A 12277-nucleotide genomic window follows, 5' to 3' on the forward strand; every position below is an offset into this window, starting at 1 on the left:
AACGAAGGACTGGCCCTATGACTGAACAGCAAAACGCGTCGAACAATCCGCTCTTAAAACCGTTCTCCCTGCCGCCTTTCTCTGCGATCCAACCTGAACATATCGTCCCTGCGATGCAATCTGCGATCGAAGAAAGCCGCCAGACGATTGAACGCGTGGTCGCACAGGGCGCGCCTTATACCTGGGAAAATCTGTGCCAGCCGCTGGCGGAAAGCGACGATCGTCTGAGCCGTATCTGGTCGCCGGTCGGCCATCTGAACGCCGTCAAAAACAGTCCGGAACTGCGTGAAGCGTACGAGCAATGTCTGCCAATTTTATCTGAATTCAGCACCTGGACCGGGCAGCACGCCGGTTTGTATCAGGCTTACCGCGATTTAAAAGACAGCGAGCATTTCACCACGCTGTCCGTTGCGCAGAAAAAAGCGATTGATAACGCGCTGCGTGATTTCGAGTTATCCGGCATTGGTTTGCCGGTCGAAGAACAAAAACGTTACGGCGAAATTTCCGCGCGTCTGTCTGAGCTGGGTTCGACGTACAGCAACAATGTGCTCGACGCCACGATGGGCTGGAGCAAGCTGATCACCGACGAGGCCGAGCTGAAAGGCCTGCCGGAAAGCGCACTGGCGGCGGCGAAAGCGCTGGCCGAATCGAAAGAGCACGAAGGCTGGCTGCTGACGCTGGATATCCCGAGCTATCTGCCGGTGATTACCTACGGTGAAAACCGTGCGCTGCGTGAAGAAATGTACCGCGCGTTCGGCACCCGTGCGTCCGATCAGGGCCCGAATGCCGGTAAGTGGGACAACAGCGAAGTCATGGCAGAAATTCTGTCGCTGCGTCACGAACTGGCGCAACTGCTGGGCTTTGATTCCTACGCTGATATGTCGCTGGCCACCAAAATGGCCGAAAGCCCGAAACAGGTGATTGATTTCCTGAGCGGTCTGGCGACGCGTGCCCGCCCGCAAGGCGAACGCGAACTGGCGCAGCTTCGCGCTTTCGCCAAAGAACATTTTGGCGTGGACGAAATGGAAGCCTGGGATTTGCCGTTCTACGGCGAAAAACAGAAACAGCATCTGTTCTCCATCAATGACGAGCAACTGCGTCCGTATTTCCCTGAACAGCGCGCGCTTGAAGGGCTGTTCGAAGTGGTGAAACGCATTTACGGCATCACCGCCAAAGAACGCAAAGACGTGGAAACCTGGCACAAAGACGTGCGCTTCTTCGATTTGTTCGATGAATCCGGCGATCTGCGCGGCAGTTTCTATCTCGACCTGTACGCCCGCGAACACAAACGCGGCGGGGCCTGGATGAACGATTACGTCGGCAGCATGCGTAAAGCCGACGGCGAACTGCAAAAGCCGGTCGCGTATCTGACCTGTAACTTCAACGGCCCGGTCGGCAATAAACCGGCGCTGTTTACGCACAACGAAGTCACCACGCTGTTCCACGAATTCGGCCACGGTTTGCATCATATGCTGACCCGCATCGACACCCCGGGCGTCGCCGGGATCGCCGGTGTGCCGTGGGATGCTGTCGAACTGCCAAGCCAGTTTATGGAAAACTGGTGCTGGGAGCCGGACGCGCTGGCGTTCATCTCCGGGCATTTCGAAACCGGCGAACCGCTGCCGAAAGAGATGCTGGATAAAATGCTGGCCGCGAAAAACTATCAGGCGGCGCTGTTTATTCTGCGTCAGCTTGAATTCGGCCTGTTCGATTTCCGTATGCATGCGGAATATGACCCGGCGAAAGGCGCGCAGATTTTGCAAACGCTGGCAGAAATCAAGAAGCAGGTTGCGGTTGTGCCGTCACCAAGCTGGGGCCGTTTCCCGCATGCGTTCAGCCATATTTTCGCAGGCGGTTATGCGGCCGGTTACTACAGCTATCTGTGGGCGGAAGTGCTGTCTGCTGATGCCTATTCCCGCTTCGAAGAAGAGGGGATTTTCAACCGCGAAACCGGGCAGTCGTTCCTCGATAATATTCTGTCGCGCGGCGGTTCCGAAGAGCCGATGGAGTTGTTCAAACGCTTCCGCGGGCGTGAGCCGCAGCTGGATGCTATGCTGCGCCATTACGGTATCAAAGGATAATTTCTGCCTGTGAGTGTGTGTTTACTCTGTGAAGAAGGCGCCGATGAAGGCGCCTTATCTGTTCTGGCGCAGCGCTGGAATCTGACGTCTGATCCGGACGCCGTCATGGCGCTGGTGCTGACGCCTGAGCGTCTGGAATTACGCAAACGCGACGAGCCAAAACTCGGTGCCATTTTTGTCGATTTCGTCGGCGGCACGATGGCGCATCGCCGTAAATTCGGCGGCGGGCGCGGTGAAGCGGTAGCAAAAGCGGTCGGTATCAAAGGCAGTTATCTGCCGGATGTCGTTGATGCCACCGCCGGTCTGGGCCGTGATGCGTTTGTGCTGGCGTCTCTGGGCTGCAAAGTGCGGATGCTGGAACGCAATCCGGTGGTGGCGGCTTTGCTTGACGACGGGCTGGCGCGTGGCTATCGCGATGCAGAAATCGGCCCGTGGCTGCGTGAACGCATGACGCTGCTGCACGCTTCGAGCCTGACGGCGCTCTCTGAGCTTTCGCCAAAACCGGAAGTGGTGTATCTCGACCCGATGTATCCGCACAAACAGAAAAGTGCGCTGGTGAAGAAAGAGATGCGCGTGTTTCAGGGGCTGGTTGGCCCGGACGAAGATGCCGATGGCCTGCTGGAACCGGCGCGCCGGTTAGCGACCAAACGCATTGTGGTGAAGCGCCCTGACTATGCGCCCCCGATGGCGGATATCGCCGCGCAGGCTGCGGTCGTCACGAAAAGCCACCGGTTTGATATTTATACGCCGCTGTAAATCCCCATAAAAAAAAGAGGTGCCGCTGGCACCTCTTTCTCATCAAAGCGCAGACATCACGTCTTACGCTTCTTCTTCCTCGTCACGCAATGGCACGATCAGCATGTCGATATGGACGGTGTTGATCAGCTGGCGTGCTGAGGACATCAGCTTGCTCCAGAAATCCTGGTGGTGACCGCACAGCACTAAATCTACGCCGTATTTGTTGATGGCATCGACCAGTACCTGGGCTAAATCACCGCTGCCGCTCAGGGTTTCTGAAATCGGGTAACCGGCGTTTTGCGAAAGCTCGTTCAGCGCGTGGTGCGTTTCTTCGGAAATGCGTTTCTGCATGTCGCCCAGGTTCACGTCAATCAGGCCGGTGTAGAGGTCTGAATAGTTCACATCAACGTGGATCAGAGACACTTTGGCGTTGTACGGGCGCGCCATGGAAACGGCTTTCTCGACCAGAACCTTGCTCTCCGGTGACAGGTCTACAGCGATAAGGATGTGTTTGTAAGCCATAGGGAAACTCCTTCCATAAGTCGGTTAACAGCAATATCAGCATCATGCGAATCTCATGAGATCAGTATAGCCCCAAAATGGTTAGAGAAATCAAGCATACAGATCCCATTTCCTAATCTGACAATCTATAGATACAAATAATATGAACACTTACAGATTCGTTTCCTACACTCAATAATGCAGGCTTCTCCTGCTTTAGCATTCTTCTGTGATAAGAAAAGAGGGCGGGCGAAGGTTGCCCGGGGGTGTGAAATCGCGGAAAGGCAGGGCGAAACGTCGGGTGTGCGGCAGATTTTGAGCGGCATTGCGCGGTGTCAGTTCGCCTTGAGGGGGAATCATGATCAGTCCCGTTGCGCTGTTTTGGGCTTTATGTTTTGTGTGTGTGGTGAATATGCTGCGTTATTACTCGTCTTTGCGTGCGTTGCTGGTGGTGCTGCGGGGCTGTGATCCGTTGCTTTATCAGTACGTGGACGGCGGGGGATTCTTTACTTCCCACGGCCAGCCCAGCAAGCAGATAAGACTGGTTCGCTATATTTATGCTCAGCGCTATGTTGAACATCACGACCCTGAGTTTATTCGCCGGTGTGAAAGAGTACGCGGCCAGTTTGTCCTGACGACATGTCTGGTTGGACTGATTCTTATCAGTATGCTGGCCATGTTGATCTGGTACTGACACGTCTAAAGCCGTTGTGAGGAATGTGTGAAAAAGGGAATAAAAAAAGGCGACCTGTTCTGAGAACAAGGCCGCCTTTTTTTACCTCCGTGCCTGAGCACGCAGGTTTATCAGATAAGCTTCAGCGCAATCCAGTACAACACGCCGGAAAGAACAATTGACACTGGCAGGGTTAAAATCCACGCCATCGCGATGTTTTTCACGGTTTTAGACTGAACACCGCCGCCATCCACAATCATGGTGCCTGCAACCGCAGAGGACAACACGTGCGTGGTGGAAACCGGCATACCGGTGTAACTGGCCACACCGATAGACACCGCTGCCGTCATCTGCGCAGACAGGCCCTGAGCGTAGGTCATGCCTTTCTTACCAATCTTCTCACCGATGGTGGTCGCAACGCGCTTCCAGCCAATCATGGTGCCCAGCGCAAGCGCCAGTGCGACCGCGATGATGATCCAAATCGGCGCATATTCGACAGTTTGCAGAATGTCGGTTTTCAGCTCGCTGCGGAGGTTTCCGGCAGCTTAGCGACTTTATCGGCAGTATCAGAAACACACATCAGCAGACGGCGCATGTGGCTACGTTCTTCCGGTGCCAGATCGCTGTAAGACTGAAGATTCGTCAGCAGTGTCTGCGCACGGCCAATCGCATCAAGCGCGTGGCTGCTGTCGCAATGGAACACTTTTGTCTCATCGGCCGGTGCGATATTGACGTCCGGTGCAGGCACCAGAGGCGTCTGTGCCACAACGTGCGGCACCGCATCAACATGCTGAGAATAATACTGACCGAGGTGCGTCACGGCGTCGCGGGTACGGGCAATGTCGTAACCGGTCGCGCTCATGTTCACCACGAAACCTGCCGGAGCCACGCCAATCAACACCAGCATGATCAGGCCGATACCTTTCTGACCGTCGTTGGCACCGTGAGAGAAACTCACGCCGATGGCGGACAGGATAAGGCCAATACGGGTCCAGAATGGCGGCTTCTTCTTGCCGTCTTTCTTTTCACGTTCTGCCGGCGTCAGGTGGATACGGGCGTGTTTTTTATTCCCGCTCCAGTAGCGACGCAGCAGGAAAATCATGGTTCCCGCCATTATCATCCCGACCAGCGGTGAGACGATCAGTGAGGCGAAAATGCCAATCATTTTCGGGATGTTTAACGCATCAACCACCGACGTGTGGGTCATCAGTGCGTTAGTCAAACCCACGCCGATAATGGCGCCAATGAGGGTATGGGAGCTGGACGCCGGCAGGCCGAAATACCAGGTGCCGAGGTTCCAGATGATCGCCGCCAGTAACATAGAGAACACCATGGCAAGGCCATGCGCGGAACCTACATTCAGCAACAAATCGGTTGGAAGTAAATGGACAATGGCATAGGCCACGCTCAAACCACCGAGCAGGACGCCAAAGAAGTTAAATACCCCTGCCATCACGACCGCTAATTGCGAACGCATTGCCCGGGTGTATATGACGGTTGCTACTGCGTTGGCCGTATCATGGAAACCGTTAATGGCTTCATAGAACAGAACAAACAGTAACGCGAGAATCAATAACGAACCGGTATGAATATCCAACCCGGCAAATAGATGCAGCATAATTGTTACGCCAGTTAGTGGTCATGAACGCCGCGCATTATCTGCGAGAACAGGGGGACGGGAAAAGGAAAATATGACATTTTTTTGACTAAAAACAGTTCAATATTTGGCTTTGTTCCAATTAATTTTTTATATATCAAAATCTTATTCCTCCTTTGGGCTCTGAAACATTTACTTACGACGTTCAGAAAACCACCTCTCCGGCTGGTTTAAGGGCCGTCTGTCCCTTACAATCCGCGTCGCAATGCGGCTAAAGCCCATTGGCACAGGGGGAAGCCCTGTCTAAAACGTAGCTGAAATTTCCGTAAAGAGAGGCCAAAAGTGGAACAGGTTGATGTGGTAGTCATTGGTGCGGGTGCGGCAGGCATGTTCTGTGCAGCGCAGGCCGGACAGGGTGGCTGCCGGGTTCTGCTGCTGGATAATGGCAAAAAAACCGGACGCAAAATTCTGATGTCAGGCGGCGGTCGCTGCAACTTCACCAATCTGTATGCCGAACCCGCTGCCTATCTTTCAGAAAACCCGCATTTCTGTAAATCCGCGCTGGCGCGTTACACCCAGTGGGATTTCATCGATCTGGTCAACCGCTATAACATTGCCTGGCACGAGAAAACGCTCGGCCAGCTTTTCTGCGATGATTCAGCGACGCAAATTGTGGCGTTGCTGGATAAAGAATGTGAACTGGGGAATGTCGATGTGCGTCTGCGCAGCGAGATTTCAGACGTTCAGAAAACCGAAGATGGCTTTATTATCAAAGTGAATGGCTCAACTGTAAGTACTCACTCACTTGTGATTGCCAGCGGCGGGCTTTCCATGCCAGGGCTGGGCGCTTCGCCTTTCGGTTATCGTCTGGCCGAACAGTTTGGCCTGAAAGTGTTACCGACCCGCGCCGGTCTGGTGCCGTTTACGCTGCACAAGCCGCTGCTCGACCATTTACAGACGCTTTCCGGCGTCTCCGTGCCCGCTGTGCTGACCGCGCAGGATGGCACGGTGTTCCGCGAAAGCATTCTGTTTACGCATCGCGGGATGTCCGGCCCGGCGGTTCTGCAACTTTCCAGCTACTGGCAGCCTGGCGAGTTTGTGAGCGTTAACTTACTGCCTGATATCGATCTGGCGGCGTTTCTCAATGCGCAGCGGCAGGAACACCCGAACCAGAGCCTGAAAAATACGCTGGCGATGCAGCTGCCGAAGCGTCTGGTGGAATGCCTGCAAACGCTCGGGCAACTGCCGGACGTCACGCTGAAACAGCTGAACGTGCTGCAGCAGGCCGAACTAGTTGAGCAATTGCAAAACTGGCAGGTCCAGCCGAACGGCACCGAAGGTTATCGCACGGCGGAAGTGACGCTAGGCGGCGTCGATACGCGCGAACTTTCCTCCAAAACCATGGCCGCGGCAAAAGTGCCGGGTCTGTATTTTATCGGCGAAGTCGTGGACGTGACCGGCTGGCTGGGCGGATACAATTTCCAGTGGGCGTGGAGCTCCGCCTGGGCGTGCGCGCAGGATCTGATTTCCCGACCGAAAGGCGCGAAATAGCCACATGACAGGGGGATTTCACCGTTTCTTCATTTTACTCCCCCTGTTTCTGACATCCTGCGGAACGTTATCTGACATGCAGGTGAAAGAGCATCCCGACGCCGTGCGGGCGCTGGCCTGTTCGGGCGATCTCGATGAGATGGTTAATGGCGTTGTCCGCCAGTATCAGAAAAAAGAGAAAGCTGCGGGCCTCGCGATAGGCATTATCAGAAACAACGGCGAGGCCAGAACCTGGGGCTACGGCTACACCAATTCCACCCACAGCTACAAGATTGACGGGGAAACCCTGTTCGCGCTGGGTTCTGTCAGTAAAGGCGTGACCGGCGAAGTGGTGGCCGGGCTGGTCAATAAAGGCCAGCTGCGCTGGGACGATAAACTTTCTGATTTGCTGCCGAAAAATATCCCGCTGAGCGAGGATGCGAAAAACATCACGCTGTTGCAGCTGGCGACGCACACGTCCGGCCTGCCGCGACAAAGCATGAATAAAGATATGCTGGAGAGTTTTCTCCGCTATCTCTACACCGGCGACAACTTCTATCACGAGCTGGACAGCGATTCCGTCGTCAACGATCTGTCCGGGTTTAAAAAGCCTGAAAAGCGCGAGCCGCAGTATTCCAATTTAGGCTACGCGCTGCTGGGCTACATTCTCAAACTGAAAACCGGCGAAGACATCCAGCAGTTGTCTTATGATTTCATTTTCCGTTCGCTGAAGATGGATAACACCAGTTTTTATGCGACGCGCCTGAAAGACTATCCTTACCGCGCCATCGGCCATGCGGGCGATCAGCCAAAATTTATCCCGCGCGGCGAAGTGGTGCCTGACTGGCATTTCTCCAATAACATGGTGGCCGCCGCCAGTCTGTACAGCAATGTGGATGATCTGCTGAAGTATTTGCGTGCCCATATCAACGGCTCGCGAAACGGTGACCTTAATCTGGCGATCAGCGCCACGGAAAAAGTGTATTTCCAGCGGAATATTGAAGCGGCCAATATTGCCTGGGTAACGGATCATATTAATAATCAGACGATTACCTATCAGGTCGGCTATATCGGCGGTTATTCCAGTTATATTGGTTTTGATAAAAAACATCAGAATGCCGTGGTGGTATTACAAAACACGTTTAACTGGAGCAATTATATTGGTCATGATCTTTTACTGAGAATGGCGATGGCCGATGATTTTCGCGGAAAGTGTCATTAGCATTCCTCGTAGGAATGCATTAAAGTTTTGTTATCGGTTTCAATTATCAGAACAACTATTTTTACATATTACAGCAGCGTGCTGAGTCGTTGTTTAATCAATGTTTTATTTTTAATTTTCACCGGTTTTGCGCCGAATCAGATATTTCTTTTCCGAAAATAATATAACCTGCCTGAAAATTATCACGCCCTGCGGGGACTCTCTCTTAGCAAAGGACGGTTATGTTCTCTCTGACTCGTAAAAAAAATGCCTGCCTTGCAGGTTTACTGATGTTGTCCGGCGCAGCCGTTGCCGCTGATCCCGCGCCGGTCGTCACCCCGGAACCTGCCGTCACGTCGGCGCCTGCTGTTCCCGCTGAATCAGCTCCGGCAGTGCCTGAGAAACCGGCACCTGTTACTACCGCCGAAGCTGCTCCGGCAATGCCTGAAAAACCGGCTCCTGTTGTTCCCGCTGAATCAGCTCCGGCAGCGCCTGAAAAACCGGCTCCTGTTGTTTCCGCCGAAGCTGCTCCTGCAACGCCTGAGAAACCGGCGCCTGTTGTTCCCGTTGAATCAGCTCCGGCAGCGCCTGAAAAACCGGCTCCTGTTGTTACCGAAACCCCGGCTCCGCTGACGACTTTACCGACATCGGCAGCCACAGCTCCTGCGGCGAAAGAAGAACCGAAAGCGTCGGTGAAACCTGCGTTCAGCCTCGACAGCGAAGAGCAGAAACGGGCTTACGCCAGCGGTGTCGCGATGGCGCGTTATATTGAAGAACAGATTGAGCAGCAGAAGGCGCTCCACATCACCATGAGCAAAGAGATCATGCTGGCCGGGATCGCCGACACCTTTAATAATCAGGTGAAAATGAGCGATCAGGACATTCACACGACGCTGACGGCGTTTGATGAACAGGTCAAAGTCCTGACGAAAGCGGAAATGGATAAAAAGAGTGCCGCGGATAAAGCCTTCCTGGCTGATTTCGCCAAACAAGATGGCGTGAAAAAGACCAAACAAGGTTTGCTGTATCTGGTTAAAAACAAAGGCGAGGGCAACGTACTCAAGGATACCGACATGGTAGAGGTCGGCTATCAGGGCAAGCTGGTGGACGGCACCATTGTAGACGGCCCGCAGGTTGAGAATGCTAATCAGGTCTTCCGCGTGGCGAATATGCCGCCGGTTCTGCGCGACAGCGTAAAACTGATCCGCAAAGGCGGTGAGATTCAGGTGGTCATTCCGCCTGCTGCTGTTGAAAACGCCAGTGACGCCAAACGGCCGGACGTGGTGGTGATTTACACCATTACCGTAGTGGATGTGAATAAAGCGCAGTAATCCCGGCTAATAAGAAAGGGCGCCTTTGTTTATACAGAGGTCGCCCTTTTTTTTTGTCAGAATTTTGTCAGAGCACGGGATTCAGCCCTGATGCACCGCGATATAGCGTTCAAACTTAGACGGTTTCAACTGACTGAGATCCACCAGAACCAGCCCGTCGATGCAGTGGTTGAATTCCGGGTCGCTGCCGAAATCAATAAACTGCACGCCCCCGGTTTCGCAAAGTTCTGAATACTGCTTATACAGCGCCGGAATACTGCAACCGAGATTTGCCAGCAGACGTTTCAGACGCTGCAAATCTTCCTGATAATCATCACCGCAAAACTGTGCGAGCACGTCGGGCAAAGACGCCGGATAAGGGCGGCGCGAAGTCGCCAGCGGCAGCGCGGGCGCGAAATACAGGCGATAAAAGGCGACCAGTAAATCGCGTGCGGCCAGAGGTAATCCGCCGGAAATCGACACCGGGCCAAACAGATAACGTGTTTGCGGGTATTTCGCCAGATATGCGCCGATGCCGAGCCACAAATAATCCAGCCCGCGCTTGCCCCAGTACGCGGGCTGAATAAAGCTGCGTCCGAGTTCAATGCCCTGCGCGAGAATCGGGTCCATCTGGTGGCCGTACTGGAACAGGCTCTGGCTGTAAATGCCGTTCAGGCCTTTGGTGGCGACCTGTTCGGCGGTCGGGATAAACCGGTAAGCGCCGACGATTTCCAACGCCTGCGGATCCCACAGTACCAGGTGATAATAATCGTCATCGTAACTGTCGAGGTCACGGCGACGACCGCTGCCTTCGCCCACGGCGCGGAACGCAATTTCACGCAACCGCCCCAGTTCGCGCAGGATCGGCACGTAATCTTCGCCGTGGCGGCGATAGAGGTAAATCATTTTGCCGTCGGGTGTTTTGCCCAGCACCTCACTGGCTTCCAGCGCGTGTTTCAGCACGGCGCGGTCTTCGGCGCGGGCAATCGACGTTTCGGTATGAAACAGCTCAGGCTTTCCGCTGCCAAGGCGATAAACATGTTTTCTAAAACGCGCGGCCAGATCGCCTGCGGTCATTTGTCCGTCGTGCCAGCTGGAATAAGGAATACGCGCGCCGATTTTCAGCGTGAGGCTGTTGCCGCGTTGACCGAACATTTCATGAACCAGTAATAAGGTGCTGAGCGGGCGGTAAATCATCGAACTAAGATAAAACAGCGCGCTGTTGCTGCCGCCGATATGCACCGGAACCACCGGCGCACGGGCTTTGGCGGCAAGGCGGATAAAACCGGTATGCCATTTTCCGTCGCGCACACCTTTCGAACTCATGCGCGACACTTCACCGGCCGGAAACACAATCAGCACGCCCTGATTCGCCAGATGCTCCTGCATCTGTGTGACCTGGTTGCGGCGGGTGCGGTTGCCCATATTATCAACCGGGATCATCAGACTGCCGAGCGATGTCACCAGCGACAATATCTGGTTCGCGACCACTTTGACGTCAGGGCGTACAGACGCCACCGCGTGCAGCAATGCCAGCCCGTCGAGCGTCCCGATCGGATGGTTGGCGACGATAACCACCGGCCCGTAGCTTGGAATTTGCTCCCGGTCGCGTTCCGTTAGTTCACAGCGAATATTAAAATGCTCAAGCACCTGTTCGGCCATATCAATGCCTTTCAGATGCTGATGTTGTTCGGCAAAGCGGTGGAATTCTTTTTCGCGGAACAGGGCTTTTAAGAGACGGCGTTGCCAGGAAGGGGTTTTGTGCTGCGGGTCGAGATCCTGAAACAGGGTATCCATGCTGAACATAGGATGTCCTCCGGTTGAAGTCATCTGACCATAATCAGCCGGTGTGACAGTGATGTGTCAGCAAAATGACAGAATAACGAACCTTTCCGACGCAGAATTATTTCCGTATAGTGCCCGCGCCGGACTATAGTGTGTAGGTAAACTCAACAACTCAGGGTAAGGGGATTTGAAATGGACAAAAAACCTGTTCCTGATTTATTGATCCCTATGTCAAAACCGACTGAAGCCATTAATAAGCTCATTGCGGCTTTCCGCACGGCGTCCGTCCCTCTTGAGATGAAGGGAAAAGAGTCTGTTATTGAACTGAACCCGGTAGGGGATGAGGCAAAAGTTGTTTTAGTGTTAGACGGCGCGCTGAATATTTACCGTACGGCCGATAACTTACGTTTTGTCAGAGCCGCTGCGCCAAATCTGTTTGGCATGCAGGGTTCACCGTTTCGCTATAACCTTTATCAATTCAGAAGTGAAAAAGGGTCTGTACTCGAAACGTTACCTTTTTCCCGCGCGATGGAACTTGTCAGCGAACATCAGCTGTTCAAAGAAGTACTGGATTTCCAGACATACCTCAGTGACTTTCAGGCCTACCGGACCAATTTGCTGATCAGCAAATCAACGTATCAGATCGTCTGCGCCTTCCTCTTTGAACTGGAAATGATGCCGCCGGAGCAACGTTTACGCACCAGCGTTTTTAATTATATTCATGAGCATACTCACCTGGCCCGTAGCGGTGTGATGAAAATCCTGTCCGATTTACGCCAGGGTGAATATATTAATATTGAGAACGGCAAGCTTATTGCGATCCTCAAAAAATTACCGCGTGAATATTAAAACACGTAACGG

9 protein-coding genes and 1 pseudogene are annotated in these 12277 nt (G+C 53.7%); 7 read left to right on the forward strand and 3 right to left on the reverse strand.

The genetic code is table 11. The annotated features are described in order from the left end of the window. Positions 1-17 precede the first annotated feature (17 nt). Positions 18-2081: an oligopeptidase A gene (gene prlC / locus KWG64_RS12255; protein WP_218522039.1), complete on the forward strand. Its 2064-nt coding sequence runs from the start codon at positions 18-20 to the stop codon at positions 2079-2081. Positions 2082-2090: 9 nt separating this feature from the next. Continuing rightward, complete coding sequence (gene rsmJ, locus KWG64_RS12260) at positions 2091-2837, forward strand: 16S rRNA (guanine(1516)-N(2))-methyltransferase RsmJ (RefSeq protein ID WP_104923726.1); 747 nt, start codon at positions 2091-2093, stop codon at positions 2835-2837. Between the two features lie 63 nt (positions 2838-2900). On the opposite strand, the gene uspA is transcribed toward rsmJ, so the two are convergent. Then, the gene (uspA, locus tag KWG64_RS12265) at positions 2901-3341 is read right to left on the reverse strand and encodes a universal stress protein UspA (RefSeq protein ID WP_014333460.1); all 441 of its coding nucleotides are present in this window, start codon (positions 3339-3341) and stop codon (positions 2901-2903) included. A 337-nt stretch (positions 3342-3678) separates the two neighbouring features. Between uspA and uspB the strand changes: the two genes are divergently transcribed. Then, positions 3679-4014 carry a universal stress protein UspB gene (gene uspB / locus KWG64_RS12270; protein WP_195814817.1) on the forward strand — a complete coding sequence of 112 codons (336 nt, stop codon included), beginning with the start codon at positions 3679-3681 and terminating at the stop codon, positions 4012-4014. Between the two features lie 110 nt (positions 4015-4124). Here uspB and pitA read toward each other — a convergent pair. Continuing rightward, positions 4125-5611: pseudogene (gene pitA, locus KWG64_RS12275) on the reverse strand (inorganic phosphate transporter PitA). Positions 5612-5932: 321 nt separating this feature from the next. Between pitA and KWG64_RS12280 the strand changes: the two are divergent. The 3 genes from KWG64_RS12280 to KWG64_RS12290 all read left to right on the forward strand — a co-directional run bounded on the left by KWG64_RS12280 (position 5933) and on the right by KWG64_RS12290 (position 9652). After that, a complete protein-coding gene (locus KWG64_RS12280) occupies positions 5933-7141 on the forward strand; it encodes an NAD(P)/FAD-dependent oxidoreductase (RefSeq protein WP_218522040.1) in 1209 nt (402 codons plus the stop codon). Positions 7142-7145: 4 nt separating this feature from the next. After that, positions 7146-8342, forward strand: coding sequence for a serine hydrolase (locus KWG64_RS12285; RefSeq protein ID WP_218522041.1), 1197 nt, complete (start codon positions 7146-7148; stop codon positions 8340-8342). Between the two features lie 221 nt (positions 8343-8563). Continuing rightward, positions 8564-9652 carry an FKBP-type peptidyl-prolyl cis-trans isomerase N-terminal domain-containing protein gene (locus KWG64_RS12290; RefSeq protein WP_218522042.1) on the forward strand — a complete coding sequence of 363 codons (1089 nt, stop codon included), beginning with the start codon at positions 8564-8566 and terminating at the stop codon, positions 9650-9652. 81 nt (positions 9653-9733) lie between these two features. On the opposite strand, the gene KWG64_RS12295 is transcribed toward KWG64_RS12290, so the two are convergent. Beyond that, complete coding sequence (locus KWG64_RS12295) at positions 9734-11437, reverse strand: lysophospholipid acyltransferase family protein (protein ID WP_218522043.1); 1704 nt, start codon at positions 11435-11437, stop codon at positions 9734-9736. Between the two features lie 171 nt (positions 11438-11608). Between KWG64_RS12295 and KWG64_RS12300 the strand changes: the two genes are divergently transcribed. Next, on the forward strand, positions 11609-12265 hold the full coding sequence (locus KWG64_RS12300) for a helix-turn-helix domain-containing protein (RefSeq protein ID WP_218522044.1): 657 nt from the start codon (positions 11609-11611) through the stop codon (positions 12263-12265). Positions 12266-12277: the final 12 nt, after the last annotated feature.

Source organism: Rahnella sp. PD12R (assembly GCF_019200965.1).
GTDB lineage: Bacteria > Pseudomonadota > Gammaproteobacteria > Enterobacterales > Enterobacteriaceae > Rahnella > Rahnella laticis.